The organism is bacterium (assembly GCA_023145965.1).
Classification (GTDB): domain Bacteria; phylum UBP14; class UBA6098; order UBA6098; family UBA6098; genus UBA6098.
Window position 1 is genome coordinate 1 of the sequence record JAGLDC010000098.1, and the last position, 15,946, is coordinate 15,946.

General features: G+C 47.0%; 16 protein-coding genes. 8 read left to right on the plus strand and 8 right to left on the minus strand.

Going from position 1 to position 15,946, the window contains the following annotated elements:
• Positions 1–73: 73 nt before the first annotated feature.
• From KAH81_08910 to purD, 8 genes are all read right to left on the minus strand, one after another.
• Positions 74–1,003 (minus strand): zinc ABC transporter substrate-binding protein, encoded by a 930-nt coding sequence (locus tag KAH81_08910; GenBank protein ID MCK5833773.1) that lies wholly within the window; start codon positions 1,001–1,003, stop codon positions 74–76.
• 1 nt (position 1,004) lies between these two features.
• The gene (locus KAH81_08915; GenBank protein MCK5833774.1) at positions 1,005–2,177 is read right to left on the minus strand and encodes an aminotransferase class V-fold PLP-dependent enzyme; all 1,173 of its coding nucleotides are present in this window, start codon (positions 2,175–2,177) and stop codon (positions 1,005–1,007) included.
• Positions 2,177–3,223: a PD40 domain-containing protein gene (locus KAH81_08920; protein MCK5833775.1), complete on the minus strand. Its 1,047-nt coding sequence runs from the start codon at positions 3,221–3,223 to the stop codon at positions 2,177–2,179. The genes KAH81_08915 and KAH81_08920 overlap by 1 nt, the downstream gene beginning before the upstream one ends.
• Positions 3,224–3,519: 296 nt before the next feature.
• A complete protein-coding gene (locus KAH81_08925) occupies positions 3,520–4,413 on the minus strand; it encodes an MBL fold metallo-hydrolase (GenBank protein MCK5833776.1) in 894 nt (297 codons plus the stop codon).
• A gap of 224 nt (positions 4,414–4,637) precedes the next feature.
• On the minus strand, positions 4,638–6,611 hold the full coding sequence (locus KAH81_08930) for a hypothetical protein (protein ID MCK5833777.1): 1,974 nt from the start codon (positions 6,609–6,611) through the stop codon (positions 4,638–4,640).
• A gap of 20 nt (positions 6,612–6,631) precedes the next feature.
• The gene (locus KAH81_08935; protein MCK5833778.1) at positions 6,632–7,558 is read right to left on the minus strand and encodes a radical SAM protein; all 927 of its coding nucleotides are present in this window, start codon (positions 7,556–7,558) and stop codon (positions 6,632–6,634) included.
• On the minus strand, positions 7,559–8,023 hold the full coding sequence (purE, locus tag KAH81_08940; protein MCK5833779.1) for a 5-(carboxyamino)imidazole ribonucleotide mutase: 465 nt from the start codon (positions 8,021–8,023) through the stop codon (positions 7,559–7,561).
• Between the two features lie 80 nt (positions 8,024–8,103).
• On the minus strand, positions 8,104–9,417 hold the full coding sequence (gene purD, locus KAH81_08945) for a phosphoribosylamine--glycine ligase (protein MCK5833780.1): 1,314 nt from the start codon (positions 9,415–9,417) through the stop codon (positions 8,104–8,106).
• Positions 9,418–9,667: 250 nt separating this feature from the next.
• On the opposite strand from purD, the gene KAH81_08950 reads away from it, so the two are divergent.
• From KAH81_08950 to KAH81_08985, 8 genes are all read left to right on the plus strand, one after another.
• Positions 9,668–10,165: a DUF192 domain-containing protein gene (locus KAH81_08950; GenBank protein MCK5833781.1), complete on the plus strand. Its 498-nt coding sequence runs from the start codon at positions 9,668–9,670 to the stop codon at positions 10,163–10,165.
• A gap of 9 nt (positions 10,166–10,174) precedes the next feature.
• Positions 10,175–10,480 (plus strand): (2Fe-2S)-binding protein, encoded by a 306-nt coding sequence (locus tag KAH81_08955; GenBank protein ID MCK5833782.1) that lies wholly within the window; start codon positions 10,175–10,177, stop codon positions 10,478–10,480.
• Complete coding sequence (locus KAH81_08960; GenBank protein ID MCK5833783.1) at positions 10,480–11,571, plus strand: FAD-dependent oxidoreductase; 1,092 nt, start codon at positions 10,480–10,482, stop codon at positions 11,569–11,571. The genes KAH81_08955 and KAH81_08960 overlap by 1 nt, the downstream gene beginning before the upstream one ends.
• Positions 11,547–12,068 carry a 4Fe-4S binding protein gene (locus tag KAH81_08965; GenBank protein ID MCK5833784.1) on the plus strand — a complete coding sequence of 174 codons (522 nt, stop codon included), beginning with the start codon at positions 11,547–11,549 and terminating at the stop codon, positions 12,066–12,068. Before KAH81_08960 ends, KAH81_08965 begins: the two co-directional genes overlap by 25 nt.
• A gap of 9 nt (positions 12,069–12,077) precedes the next feature.
• On the plus strand, positions 12,078–12,428 hold the full coding sequence (locus tag KAH81_08970; GenBank protein MCK5833785.1) for a DUF3566 domain-containing protein: 351 nt from the start codon (positions 12,078–12,080) through the stop codon (positions 12,426–12,428).
• Positions 12,429–12,598: 170 nt separating this feature from the next.
• Positions 12,599–14,455, plus strand: a complete 1,857-nt coding sequence (locus tag KAH81_08975; protein MCK5833786.1) for a S8 family serine peptidase — start codon at positions 12,599–12,601, stop codon at positions 14,453–14,455.
• 252 nt (positions 14,456–14,707) lie between these two features.
• Positions 14,708–15,304: a hypothetical protein gene (locus KAH81_08980; GenBank protein MCK5833787.1), complete on the plus strand. Its 597-nt coding sequence runs from the start codon at positions 14,708–14,710 to the stop codon at positions 15,302–15,304.
• Positions 15,305–15,377: 73 nt separating this feature from the next.
• Positions 15,378–15,902: a DNRLRE domain-containing protein gene (locus KAH81_08985; GenBank protein MCK5833788.1), complete on the plus strand. Its 525-nt coding sequence runs from the start codon at positions 15,378–15,380 to the stop codon at positions 15,900–15,902.
• The last annotated feature ends 44 nt before the right edge of the window (positions 15,903–15,946 follow it).

Sequence of the window (15,946 nt, forward strand, 5' to 3'; positions counted from 1 at the left end):
GTGCAATGAGACCGAATCAAGAGCAATACGTCCTCCTCGATTCAGAGTAACATCCTTCAGCTCTATTAGGGGCTTACTCGAGGCCATCGATAATCTCATTTGTGTTACGTTTCATAAGCTCTATATATCCCTCGCCAGATTTTCCCAGCGGATCAACAGAAATTATCGGTATCCCAAGCTCCTCGGCCACGGCTTGCGCAATTTTTTGGGAAACTAAAGGTTCAGATAGTATAGCTACAGCGTTTTCCTTTTTCGCATTTTCGATAATTTTGATTAGATTCGCCGGCGAAGTTTCCATCCCGGGGAATGGTTGGATAACCTCGACAGCATCTAGCTTGAACCTTCTGCAAAAATACGCAAACGATCCATGATGCAGTATTACCGACTCGCCTTTATGCGATTCGAGAGCTATTGAAATGCTATCAGCAAGTGAACTTATATGTTTTTGAAGCCGTTGTGCATTCACCATATAAAACTCCGAATTTGGAGGATCGGCAGAGGCAAACGCGCGTGCCATAGTCGGGATTATAATATCAGCCACTATCTTGGGGTCGAGCCAAACATGCGGATTACCCTTCGTGGGCATGAGATTTTCTTCTCGAAGCCGATCGAGTGAATTATCCGGCACAGCCGGAAGCATGGGAACACCCATGGAAACTGGATATATGCGCGGACCATCCTCGGCTTCCAGTGCAATTTTTGAAGCCCAGTCGTCGAAGCCCATACCTATATGAAATAGCATAGCCGAATTCGCAAGTCGGAGTATATCCTCGGGGAGGGGTTCGTAGGTGTGTGGATCGGTGCCGGGATCGAGAATCACATGAACGGTAGCATATTCTCCGGCAAGGCTTTCCGCTATCGAAGCCAGTGGTTGTATTGTCACAAAAACTGGGTAAGCACCCTCATCTACAATCTTGTTCTTAGCTTTAGCATTCTCGCCTTTGGCGCATGCGAAAGTTATAAAAACACATATCATTATAGCTAATCCAATGGACTTTTTCATGTCATTCACCCTTTTCTATCGCTTCGATTTCCTCTTTAATTATATCGACAGCCCTATCTATTTGAAAGATTGTGTTATATATATGGAATGCCCAACGAAGCCTTTCTTCGCGAAGAGAACATATAATGCCCCTCGCTTTTAATCTAATGTAAAGTTCCGGGGCAAATGGCGATGAAACACTCACAATATGCGAACTCGCCCTTGTTGCTCTTTTGCTGAAAAGCTTTATTCCTCTGATTTCTTCTACTCGATTACAAAAATGAGCAGCGAGACCAACATTATGGGTTTCGATAGCCTCCTTACCAAAATCGAGCATCATGGACACGGAAGCATCCATGCTCCAAAGCGATTGATATGGCAATGAACCTACTTCATATTTTCGCGCGGTTTTACCTATCGGCATATTATGTCTAAGCATGTCCAGAAAATCTTCCTCGATAAGAAAATGGGCAAGCCAACCATCGTAGGCCTGCACTATAAGCCGCATCGCACGTGGAGAAACATATAAAAATCCTGTGCCATAAGGTGAAAGCATATGTTTTTGTCCACCGGAAGCAAAGGCATCGATCCCGCTTCTTATAACATCTATTTTCAGTGCTCCAGCACTTTGAATACCATCGACGAAAAGAAAGACATCATGCTTTCGACACACTTTTGATATGGCTTCTAAATCGGTTCGATAACCATCGGAAAACTGCACCGAGCTTATCGCTAATAGTCGCGTTTGTTCGTTTATTGCCATTTCGACCATTTCCGGTGTTATCTCTCCGGAATCCATGTCGAGCCAATCGATCTCGACGCCTAACCTTTTACAGCTGGACCATGGGTAGGTATTCGCAGGAAATTCCAGATTCCCGAGAAGTATTCGGTCGCCGGTTTTCCATGGAAAACCGGAAGAGATAATATTTATCCCCACACTTGTATTAGGAACAAGGCAGACAGTTCCAGATTCTCCTCCGATAAGCCTTTCAAGATTCGCTCTAAGCCTATCTATCATAATGAAAGTTTCGGCATCGTGGGCAAGATCCGTGTTGCGGTATCTTTGAAGGAAATCCTCCATTCGTTTTATACTTCGCTCCGGTATTATACCGATTGAAGCGGAGTTGAAATATAGGAATCTTTCTGTAAGAGGAAATTCCTGCTTAAGTTTTTGTTCTGTGAAAAGTTCTGTCATTAAAATGCCCCAACACAAAGAGGTCTTATGTCATCGCCCGGGGAACTGGTAATTCTCTCAGGCCCGCCTCCTTCATCGAACGAAATACCATAAATTTCTCTATCGCCATCTCGATAGCTCACCCAAAATATCCAGCTTCCATCTGGTGACCAACAAGGGCAGATATCCTCCGATGGATGCGGTGCGATCAATTTGAAATTATCACCATCAGAGCCGATTACTGCGATCTCCCATTGCCCATTCACAAAGGCTTGACATGCGATATACACGCCATTGGGCGACACCTCCGGATTCTCGACGGAATACTCATTACCCGACATGTTCTCAGGAAAAAGGATAGGCGAATCCACATTCGATTTTGCAATATATCGCCTATCAGAACCGGAGATAATATAATACAGCGATGCGCCATCAGCAGACCATTGCGGCGAATAGGCATCGAAGCCCTCTGGCGAAATAATTGATACAGACTCAGGAAAATCAGGATTGAAAAGTGCAACCGAGAGTTTGCCATAATAGTCGGTTTTGACAAATACGATTTTCGTCCCATCCGGTGACCATCGATGTGAATCGTCATTGCCTTCATGATTTGTCATGCGAACAAGTTCACCACCATTCGAGGATATAAGCGCCAATTCACTGTCGTATTGTGTAAAACCCCATCGCTTTGTAACAAAACAAACACTCGAACCGTCCGGTGAAATTTCCGGATAACCATCGAATTGGGTGTGCTCGGTGAGCTTTTGCATTGAAGAACCATCGAGGCTAACTCTATACACATTCCAACAGTTATATTCCTTTCCACTAAAGTAAACCCAGCCTCTTCTCGCCGAGATGCCCCATCTACCAGCACCTTCGGGAAGTTCACTCAGTTTAAATACTTCACCATCGGGAAGTTCCACACCCCATAAATTAGGTGAACCATCGCGATAAGATACCCATACAAGAGTGCATTCGGGGCCGACTCCCGGCCCCTCGAATTCATCGCTACAAGAAAGGAAAACCGATCCTGCCAAAATAACAAATATGAAGCAGTATTTAAACATTGTTACTAAAATAATCCCGCGTCCTCGACATGTCAAGGACGAGAAATACTCGCTCGATCTCGCTTAGCACTTCTTATTGCTAATCAATCATCATTTAAAACTTAATTTCTCCGGGGGCGTCGTGATTTCTTAGGCGCGGCAAACAAGCTTTCCGCCGACCTAAGAAATCTCCTGAAGACCGGATAAACACCAGTTTTGTTTTCGATACAATCCCATTCCGGCCTTAAGGCAACTACTCGCTTCCGAGAAGCGCGTAGCCTCGACGCCCCCGAATTAGTGATTAATAGAAAATAGCTTTATGAACAAAACGCCTTGATTCTATCCCAGACACTATTTTTAGAGGGGCTAAATAACCTTAAGGTCGTCCATGTTATTGGAAGGTAGAGATTTATACCTTCTTGGCGTGATGTCATTTTAATAAAATGGTCAACCACCAAATGTGTTCGGCCTAGAAACTCTGGTGGTTCGTCCAGGGAGTTTGACATCTTATCCCAGTGGGTCATGTATATATCCTTGGCTCCAGTATCTATTACTGCTTTTTTAAAAAGCCTCTCGCGATATTCTTCGGAGCGCAGAGCAAGCCCACCGATACAGATAGATATAGCATCGGCTTTTAAGAGGGCGGGATTCGAATCTATGCCGCTACTACATACAAGAAGTGTTCCATGGTGATGTTCAATGAGTATCTTATACGAACCACCCTCCCTAAACCGTGCAATTCTAACTGGAGGAGATAAGGCCTCATCGACCTCTTTTTTATAATTCATCAAGGGTTTAACAATATTTGGAAAAGGCAGGTGCTCGCTTTTATAAAACGTTACTTTAAAGTCGCCGATCTCGATAGAGGTTCCATCCGCTATCTCTCGAAGCATATCTTCTTTGACACCTCCGCCTCTACCAATAAGAACCGCTGAATGTGAACCATATAGCACCGCACCGGTTTGCTTGGTAACCTCAGGAGCGTCGAGAGCATGATCAATATGCGTATGGGTAAGCAAAACCGCGTCGAGACGGTTCACTCCGAGTTTATCCAGTGTATTCCTTATCACAAGAGGATTCGGTGCGACGCTTTTTATAAAATACTGCGGGCTTAATATCCCCCCCGGTCGCGTGAAATTTGGATCAATCATTATAGAAGTGTTTTTATCTCGAATGAGCAGGCTGTTTGTTCCTATATACGAGAAAAACACTCCTTCCCCGTCATATTTACATTGTTCAGGAAAATATTTATTGTATTTTTGTACGTTTGGTAATAACTTCATTTGTCACTCTTGTAAGAAATATCAATCTCCATGTTATTTTAAAGAAATCCCCTCGGCTTTCCAACTTTAATATATAGCTAAAGATCGCTTTTTATATATCTCTGGTGCACTAAAGAGATTTTTGCCAATACAATAGGAAAATCGAGACGATTTTATTTCAGATACACGACTCGTTTCGCCGCCGTCTGGCCGCCATCGAAGCGCGCCCGCACGAGATAGATGCCGGAACCGATTGCGGGGGCGGGTTGCCAGACGAATTCGCCGCCTCCGTCATTGCGAGCCTGAAAGGCGTGGCAATCTGTATCTATAAACGGAGAGATTGCCGCGTCGGGCGTTGCCCTCCTCGCAATGACGTCTATCCGTCGCCCAGAAAGATCGAAAACCTCCGCGCTTATGGGCGCGAAACCCTTTTCGATATTTGCATCGACCGAGATCAGCACAGCCGAATTAAATGGATTCGGCGATACAGAGATTATCATCTCCTTCGGCCTTTTGGCAACGTCCTCGATACCTGTCGAACTTAAGCGAAAAAACCAACAACTGTCCAAGATATTTGGCCCACAAACCGAAAGACTCATCAAATCTGCCGCTCGAATACAGACATCGACAGTGTCGCCATCATGGAACACGCCCATCGGATTACAGGTGAAATTTGGCGCGGAATATGACAAATAAGCGCTAGCCGTGCTGTAGGAAATGCCATTGACTATCACTTTGAAGCTGTCGGTGGCAAACCCAGCATAACCGATATCGTCAATAGTTCCGCAAATTATTACTGAATCAGGATGCTCCCAATCGCCAGCATAACCCTCGGTCAGTGCAGCCGATGGCGCGAAATTATCCAATCTGAATCGTGTCGTTATACCCAAACCAACCGCGATAGAACCCGCTACATCCTCGAGATAGACAAGACTCGCTCGGATTGTATCCGTTGGCACATGAATTCTCGAACTTAAATCGATTGTTATTGTGGAGCTTGTCCATGAAACCTCCGGGTCGCTGGACCCAAAAGTCGTTCCCAAAGCAGAGATGGAAATCGAGCTCTCATCGAGGGCATTAGAGCCAGCTGTATAGCCGAATTCTATAATAGGGTCGCAAGCCGTGAGGCTCCCTGTAGGCGGCATGACGCTGTTTATTACTATCGGCTCGAAATCGCCTGTATCACGAGGAAAAGCATCGGTGACCATAATAAAAAAGGTATCGGTGCCGGTGGCGTATATGGCATCGCCATCGATGACCACATCTGTGATATTAGAACGAGTATCGACCTGCACTAACTGCACAGGGCTGGACGGTATGGAGAAATCGATTGCGCGAAGTCCACCCTCGCCATCGGCAAGAGCTAGCCTATCCCCCACAATAAAACACCTTCTAGCATCGCTATTTGAAGGCGCAAACCACGCGCCCAATGGATCTATCGTCGTCGGTGATGGTATTCCGAAAAACCTTACGCTTGCTGTATCCGCACCGACATAAGCGCCATCACAACAAACAATTTTGTCGTGTCGCGCTATCTCGAGATCGAGTGTATTACCCGGCGTGTCTGCACTCATCAGAAGCACAGGCATCGTGGGAGTGCTGACATCGAGTGCTGCGAGACCCATATCCCCGAGACCGACATAAACTACATCGCCGCTCACTGCAACCGACCTGACCATCGGGAAGGGTGTGCTGGGAACATATCCACCAGTATAGGTTAAAGAGTAACCGGCAAGTCTGTAAATTGCTAGATGGCTTTGCACGGCGAGGAAAACCAGATCCCCCTCCACCTCGATATCCCAGCCACTTGTGCCGCCATAATTAACGCTAGAAAGCTCGCTTAGGTCATTGGGGTCTGATATATCGACTACATGAACTTCCGATATACCAACAACAACTGCCATATCACCTATAAAATCAAGATTCCTGACATATTCTCCCAAATTAAGTGTGTCGAGAATGTTATCACTCACCGGGTCATAGCTGATTACATAATAATAGTCGAGGATATAGACAATGCCCTCATCGATAGCGCAAGCCTGCGCGTTTCTGAAACCACCGATTTTATCGACAATAGTTATAGTCTCTGACATCACACCAAAAGCAAAAACCATCATAAGCACTACGATTATTTTGAGCTTACTCATTTAAAACTCCATTCTTTTGACTATCGGATGAATTCGAAAAATACCCTGTCATCAACCTTTTTGCGCTCGACCTCTCGCGCTTTTTCAAGTATAGACACCGCTTTGAAAACCTCATGTTCATTAATTCCAAGGCTTTTCGCTATACCAGAAACTGTCTCCGGGCGTCTTTTAATTAACCCACGAACTTCTTCGATAACATTGGCATAGTGTGAATCAATATCCTTAGCCTTAAAACTCTCTATCACCCTTGCGGACCCACCAATAATATCTCGGGCTTTTTTTAATCTCTCCGCGTCGATAGGCTTCGCGAAACTCTCCGCAGGCGGACGATATATTGTCCCAACCCATACGCCATCCGGGGAGATAATTTTCACCAAATCCGCTAATTTAGCCAGATGTTCATCCGAATCATTCAGCCCGGCTATCAATACAATCTCGAAAAGAAGTTTACCTTTATATTCCCGAGAAAACTGAAGAAGCCCATCGATAATCTTATCGAAATCGAGGTCGGGATGCGGACGATTCACTTTTCGAAATGTCTCCGTATCGGCAGAATCGAGATTAGGAATAACTACATCGGCATTTGCAAGCTCTTTCCGAACCTCTGGATTCCAAAGCAGCGTGCCATTTGTAAGAACACAAACCGGCGCAGTCTTGAGTCCCTTGGCAAATTCTATTATCATTCCGAGGTCGGAAGAAAGCGTCGGTTCACCGCTTCCAGAAAATGTAATATAATCCGCCTCGACCCCTTTATTAACCTTTTCCGCCAATTCTGCGATAACCGCCTCTGGATCTATAAATCTACGGCGAAAAGGCGCAAGTGGTGGATGGCTTCCAAGTTGGCAATACACACAATCGATAGTGCAACTCTTACCGTTAAATAGGTCAATACCCAGCGAACGCCCAAGCCTTCTCGATGGCACCGGTCCATAGACATACTTCGCCATTTACTTACCTCCCTCAGCAAGGTATTTTTTATAAGCCTTAAGTTTTTCGGCCACTTCCACATCATGGAGTGCAAAAACTCTTGCGGCAAATATAGCTGCGTTCTTCGCGCCGTGTTTGCCGATAGCCATTGTGGCTACAGGCGTAGAACCCGGCATCTGGACTATCGAAAGAAGAGCATCGATTCCACCCAACGGGCCACCATCGGCAGGCACGCCCACTACCGGCAGTGATGTCATGCTAGCCACCACTCCCGGAAGATGTGCCGCCAATCCCGCAATGGCAATTATCATATCGAAGCCTTTTTCAGAGGCCTCTGTTGCGAATTCTCTCAATTTATCCGGCATTCTGTGCGCAGATATTATTGCTGTTTGGTGCGGAATACCGAAATTGTCGAGCATCTTCTCCGTAACCTCGATCAGCGGCGAATCGGATGAACTCCCTGCTACTATAGCTACTTTAGGCATATCTACCTTTCGATTATTCCTATAAAAGTGATCCAGTAAATCCAGTCATTTCCAGCCTCGAACGGAATCCGTCATCGACACTAGATTATCTCTTCTCCGGGATAAAACACCCGGTAATTTTCCTTTTTCTTAAGAAAAGCCAAGCCGATATCCTTGCGATAAAAGCATTTCTCAAAATGTATTTTCTCCACCGAATTATATGCTCGCTTGCGTGCTTTTTCAAGAGTGCTATCCCACGCGGTTACACCTAGCACTCGACCTCCGTTTGTTACTACCCTATCGGCCACTGTCGTGGTTCCTGCATGAAACACCTGAACATTCGGGTCTTCCAAAGCATCGAGCCCCTCGACTGGGAAGCCTTTTTTATATCTTTTAGGGTAACCACCGCTAGCCATAATAACACATACCGCAGACATATCCTTTTTCCAGCGTATATCGGCCTCGTCGAGCTTCTCGTGGTGAATATGGAGGATGATTTCCATCAGGTCTGAATCGAGAAGTGAAAGCACAACTTGTGTTTCGGGATCACCGAAACGGCAGTTAAATTCGAGCACCTTGAAATTACCATTATGTATCATAATTCCCGCATAAAGCACACCCTTAAAAGGATGCCCCTTCATGCGAAGGCCATTAATTACCGGCTTAATTACTTCTTCGCTCACGCGTTCGAGGATATCGTCAGTAAAATTAGGATTTGGAGCGATAGAGCCCATTCCTCCTGTATTTGGTCCGGTGCCGTTTTCCTCTGCACGCTTATAATCGGTGCTAGATAGCATCGGCACTACAGTATGACCATCGGTAAAAGCAAGCACGCTCACTTCGCGGCCAGGTATAAATTCCTCGATGATAATGCGGCGACCAGCTTCACCCCACGTCCGTTCAATCATCATCTTACGGACTGCATCCTTTGCCTCTTCAAGGTTCTCTGCCACAACCGCACCCTTACCAGCCGCAAGACCGTCGGCTTTAATTACCACCGGAAGCTCGTGATTTTCGAGAAAAAGAATGGCATCCTCCGGATTGTCGAACCTCAAATAGCTAGCTGTGGGGATACGGTATTCCTTCATGAACTCTTTGGCAAATATTTTACTCGATTCGATCTGCGCAGCGGCCTTTGTAGGCCCGAATATATTGAGTTTTCGGCTTGTAAAATAATCCACTATGCCTTCAGAAAGCGCCGATTCTGGCCCGACTATTGTAAAATCGACACCTACCTTTTCAACGAACGAAGCGAGATTGCGAATATCCGTATCAGAAATGTTAACGCACTCGGCAAGTTCGGCTATACCGGCGTTCCCAGGAGCACAATATATCTTCTCTACAAACCTACTCTGCGCTAGTTTCCAAACTATAGCGTGCTCTCGACCTCCGCCTCCTACCACGAGAACTTTCATTATCATCCTTTCAATCGATTAATTTTTATCCATTAAAGATAATTCGTAACCTCTACCATGTCAACGGGGTTAAAAGAAAAGGATAAAAAAATTAAAGGCGATTTGGTTAAGAATTTAATCACAGAAAAACCTTTGCATAATATTTATTACCTCGAGATATAATTAAAAGCCGCTACAATTCTGATCTTAACCCTTCTTTCGCTCATCCAGCACTTGACTTTACGACCCGCACGAATTAGAATTAAAGATTATGAAAATAATAATAATCGGTTTATTCATACTCGCACTCGCGACCCTTTCTTGCCAAGAGAAAAAAACAAATACACTACCTACAACACAAGAGACACCCTCGGCACATTCTCAAAAGACTAAAGAGCAATACACACCGAAACTCCCAACTCATAAATTGCAGATAGATACCTTCTCTATAACGGTCGAAGTGGCCAAAAACAACAATGATCGCATGCGCGGCCTGATGTTCAGAACCTATCTTCCGGATACGGCTGGGATGCTCTTCATTTTTGAAGATGAACTCCCGCATTCTTTTTGGATGAAAAACACCCTTATTCCGTTATCAATAGCCTTTATCGACGCGGATTGGGTGATCACTGATATTAAATGGATGAAACCCGGGGACTTATCTAGCCACTATCCATCTAAACCGGTGCTTTACGCCCTCGAGATGAAGCGTGGCTGGTTCTCCAGCCGTGGTATTAAACCAGGCGACAAAGTTAAATTTTCCAATTAGGAGGACGATTTGCGAATAATCGAACATCCAATTCTTACATTTAAAAGAGGCAAAAAAGTAACTTTCACCTGTGATGGCATGCCCTTAGAAGGTTTCGAGGGCGAACCTGTCGCTGCTGCACTTCACGATGCGGGTATCACAACGCTCAGTTATTCTCTGCGACATAAAAGGCCTCGAGGATTTTATTGCGCCATCGGACACTGTAGCAGTTGTCTCATGGAGGTTAATGGCAGACCCAACGTGCGTGTCTGCACAGAACCGCTTTGCGAGGGGATGGTCGTTAAAACACAAGAGGGAAAGGGGGTGTTGAAATGATTCGTGAATGCGACGTGCTCATCATCGGCGGAGGACCGGCGGGGTTAGCAGCTGCCAATGAAACGGTCAAAGCGGGGTGTAAAACCATCCTGCTCGATGACGCCTTCAAACCCGGTGGACAGCTTGTTAAACAAACACATAAGTTCTTCGGTTCAGAGATGGAATATGCTGGGGTCCGTGGAATTTGGATTGCCGACAAACTCCTCGAAAATATCAAAGACAATCCCCTTTTCAAAACCTATCTAAGAACCACTGCCTGCGGGCTCTATGAAGACGGGATCATTACAGCGCTTTTCGAGGATAGCGAATATCTCAAGTTCAAACCAAAAAAACTCATCATAGCTACCGGGGCACTCGAAAAGACAATTCCCTTTCCCGGAAATGATCTCCCGGGTGTCTATGGTGCCGGCGCCGTGCAGACCCTGATGAATGTTTATGGTGTCATGCCCGGCAACCGTGGCCTTATGGTAGGTGCGGGTAACATCGGGTTAATCGTCAGTTACCAACTCAGGCAGGCCGGTGTCGATGTCACCGCTGTCATCGAGGGGATGGATCATGTCGGCGGTTATTGGGTTCACGCCAGCAAAATCGCACGACTAGGTATTCCAATTCGCACACAAACAACAATCCTCAGGACACTGGGCGAAAACCGCGTTACCGGCGCTGTTGTTGCCCAAATCGATGATAATTGGCAACCCCTTCCGGACACAGAAGAACATTTGGAATGCGATTTTATCTGCCTTGCCGTTGGCCTTCTCCCGCTGGTGGAACTTCTGCACCTTGCTGAATGCAAAATGAGATATGTCTCTGAACTTGGGGGAGATGTCCCAATCCGCGACTGGAATATGCGCACTACCAATCCAGATGTTTATGTCGCTGGAGACGCCGGTGGCATCGAAGAAGCCTCCAGCGCCATTGTCGAGGGCGCAATAGCCGGGATTTCCGCTGCGAAAGCCATAGGCGCAGACCTCAAAGGTTATGAAACCCGAAAAGCTAAACTCATCGCCGAATTAGGCGAATTACGCTGCGGGCCGGTTGGAGACCATATACGTTGTGGTCTTGCCGAATGCACACTCGAGGAGGAATTGTGAAAAAATCCATACAAGGAACCGGGATACCCTCACGCGATATGATCGAAGCCACGCTTCCTTCGGCGGAGCGTCGTAAGGCCGGTCCCTATGCGGTCATCGAGTGCTGGCAGCAAATACCATGTAATCCATGTGTGGCATCCTGCCCATTCCATTGTATTGCGGACATGGCGAACATCAACGACCTTCCCGTTCTAGACCATTCGATCTGCACCGGTTGCGGCGTATGTGTCTCACAATGTCCCGGTCTTGCCATTTTCACCATTGATGAGACTTACGGTAGCGAAAACGAGGCTTCCATTCGCATTCCTCACGAATTCGCACCACTGCCTAAAGCTGGCGATGAAGTCCGCGCTTTGGCTCGAGATGGTTCTTTCATCGGCAAGGCTAGGGTCATCAAAGTCCGAAACACAAAATCAAAAACACCTGTAGTGGAGATAGTTATTAAGCATGAATATATTCTCGAGGTTAGAGCAATTGAACCACTTGGGAATGAATAAGGAGGGATTATGGAAGACCAATCAAAACTCGTAGAGATTAAATCTATCAATGCATGGTCTGTTTTTAAGTTAGCGCTTATCGCCTATCTTGTAATAGGCCTCATCGTCGGAGTAATTATTGGCCTTATCGCCGGTCTTGCCGGCGGATTAGGCGCTATGTCCGAATTTCAGAATATACCTTATGCAGGAAGCCTTCTCGGTGCCACTGGAGGTTTTGCCGGTGGACTTCTTTTGGGAATGATATCCGGCCTTCTCTATGGCTTCGTAGGCGGTATAGGCGTGGCAATTGCCGCCCTTCTGTATGATCTTTTTGCCGCCGTGGCCGGAGGTGTAAAAATTCGCTTAAAAGACGGGCAATAGGTTGAAATTCTATATATTATTAATATCATATAAAGTTACTTAAAAATGGAAAAATTATATGAAGCTTTCGCAAAAGGTTTTTACAAGTTTTTAATTTGTTAACAGCACTGGCCTGAAATTGCATCGCGGCTTCGGTGTTGCGATGTTTTTTTATGCATTCAGGAGGAAAAATGAAGAATACAGCGGTTACCATATTAATATTAACCCTCACTCTCACTGCCATATTCGCAATGAACCTCGGACAACAGGAAAACTTCTTGCCCGAGTTCGCGCTAGGCCAACTTGCATTCTCTCCCTTGAGCGATGCAGCCTTGAGAAGCATAGAGGATTTTGCCTATACGGAAAACGCAACTGTCCACAAGGTCACACGAAAGCTTGACATTTATCTTATCTCGTGGAAACCGAACATAGACGATGTTCTTTGGAACGAGGCCGTTCGAACCGGTGACGTGGAAACTCGTGAGCTTCTTCACCGCGCCGCCGAACCCGAGGTTTGGGCGCTTGTTCGAGACCTCGAGGCCACACGCCTTGTCAAATGGGCTTGCCCAAATTATTATCGCTACATTGCCCATGCACCAAATGACCCTTTTTGTATAAATAGCACTGCTACTACCCCCACCGATCCGGTGAACCAATTCGATAAATACCTCATCCATTGCCCGGAGGCCTGGGACATACAGCGCGGCAACGCAAGTATATTACTTGCCATCGTCGATTCCGGCACAGATATTGACCATCCGGATCTTACTGCGAACATTTGGGTCAATCCTGGCGAAGACCTTGATGGGAATAATCTTGTTTATGATCTCGCCGATATCGATGGTGCAGATAACGATTACAACGGCTATATCGATGATCTTTTTGGTTACGATTTTGTGGGCGGAGTTACCGGCGAAGAGAGCACCCCTCCAGATCAAGAGGACTGGAATCCAGATATCCACTCAGATGGCGATGATGGTTGGGGCGAACCCGATCCCAGTGTCGGGAACGGCACCGGTGGATGGATGGGATCCGATGTCGGTGTCTCGCATGGCACTCACTGTTCAGGCGTCTCTGCGGCGGTTATGGACAACGAAAACATGTTCGCTGGCGTCGCGGGTGGCGGAGTCAAAATCATGCCCGTCCGTGTGGGCAATCCCGAAGGCTCTATGACAGTTACCGACATCGCCGCAGGCATTGAATATGCCGCCATTGCCGGAGCTAATATTATCTCCATGAGTCTCGGCGGTATGAGTTCAGAGTCCGAGCCGGTGGAATCTACGGCTATCGCGTATGCCCACAGCGTTGGAGTCACGCTTCTCGCAGCTTCAGGCAATATGGCACCACTTATAACTCCTGTTTCATATCCAGCCAGCGATCCGCTCGTTATCTCAGTTGGAAGCGGCACTGCAGCCGGCCAAAAATCAGAATTCAGTCAGTATGGTTCTAACCTCGATGTCGTCGCCCCCGGCGGTAATTCCTCTTGGTCGGGCGGAACCTCCGAAACTATCTGGTCAACATGGGTAACATCCGTTTTTGAGGCAGCCTCCTCGGCCCTTTCTGCCGGCGACCACACCTATATGAGTGCCGAGGGAACCAGTATGGCCTGCCCTCAAGCCGCAGGAGTTTGCGCACTTATTCTATCACAAAACCCATCACTTACGAATATCGAGGTTAAGGATATTTTAAACTCCTCCGCTACGGACATCGGCTCACCCGGTTTTGACAACGAAACCGGTCATGGCATGATCAACGCATACAATGCTGTCCTCGGAGCAGGAATTACAGAAAACGGCGCGAGGCCCGAGGAAAACGAGATAATCGCCTTGCCGAATCCCTTTAATGCTACATGCAAAATTTTAGCCAAAGGTAATATCACAATATTCGATATTTCCGGTCGAGAGGTTAAAAATCTCGGCACTATCGATGGCACATCAACATGGGACGGCACCGACGATTCCGGCGAGAGCTTGCCGAGCGGAATATATCTGATTAGGGCCATATCCGGCGAGAAGTCTTTCGTCGCGCAAGCGATGCTAATAAAGTAGTCAGGAGTCAAGAGTCAGGATCCACCCATCTAAACCCGTTATAAAATAAACGATAGGTGAAGGGTATTGATTGATTAATTTAGGGGCGTATGGCATACGCCCTTTTTTTATCCGTCGTTGCGATGAGGGCGTAGTTGACAGTCGATCCGTTCGCTACAGTATCGCTTTATCCGTTCTGGAAATACGGATCGGCATGGCCTACAGCAGACGCCAGCGGCGCCGCGTTTTGCTCCGACCAGACTATTTTGCCAAGTGATAACTATTTTTATGGGTCTTCGCAGGCCTCCAGTTTGTCGGCTGGATTTTCTTGGGAAAATTTTTCGACTACGGAGCGAATCCACGCGCCACGCGTGGTTGAGCACGTCGCCTGTCGCCGCTGGCGACCGCGTGGTGGTGGGCGTGGCATTAGGCGGAGAAGTTGCAAAGGTTGTGATATTGGTGATATTGGACCCGGACGGCCCGGACGAACCCGTAGGGGAGCGCCCCGGTGCGCTCCCGCCCGATGGTAAAAACGGGAAGGCACAGGGGCCTTCCCCTACAACGAATCTCACCACAGACATGGTGCGCAAGGCGGCGATGGCAATGCGGGCTTCGCGGGGACGTGGCTTCGATACGCTTCGCAATACGCTTCGCACTCAGCCACCGGGCTTCGACTCCGCTCAGCCACCGGACCGGTCGTTGAGTAGCCGAAGGCGTATCGAAACGCCCCCTACGGAAACGCCCGAACCACCCGACCAAATTGAAACGATTTTTCGCGGGCCGAAGGGCGCTACGGGTGCCACCCGAGAGATAAAACTAACCAACGAATTCAAGGAAAATAAGGGGCATGGGTGGTTGGAGAAAATGTGAAATGTATTCGAAGATAGCAGAAAAAGAAATATATTGTATCTGTTGGTTAAGATAGCAAACCGAAGGAGAAATCATGATAAAGAAAACGTTGTTAATTATTAATCTTTCATTGTTAATTGCGCTCGGCGCTAGCGCGGTGATAATCAACGATATAACAAAAACTTTTGTTACACCATCTGACAGGGATGACGGCCCGACAAAACTACTCGTTCAGTTCGATCTTCCGGACAGTATCGACGACGGTTGTTATATCGAGCATGCCGAGATTGTGATAGTAATCGAACCGGAAACGGACGGCGTGGGAGTCGGGAATCCTCCCGAACTGGCGATTTGCGGCGTAAAACGGGCGTGGTCTTATGGCACGGTCAATTGGGACCATGTTAAAAACTATATCGACGAAGAACAGCAGGTAACGCAGGAATACATTGTCGATGAGGATGGTTATGTTCATTGGGATATTACGGCTTTTGTTCGCGCGTGGGCTTCGGGTGGCGCGAATAACGGGCTTATAACCAAGCCGCGAAGGGAGTCCGACGTGTTTGATATAAACCCACTATATCCGCCTCGCGTGGAAATCGAGTTCTTTTATGTAGAGTAACCAATTTATGAATAGCGTAAATTCAATAATATTTATTTTCGTCT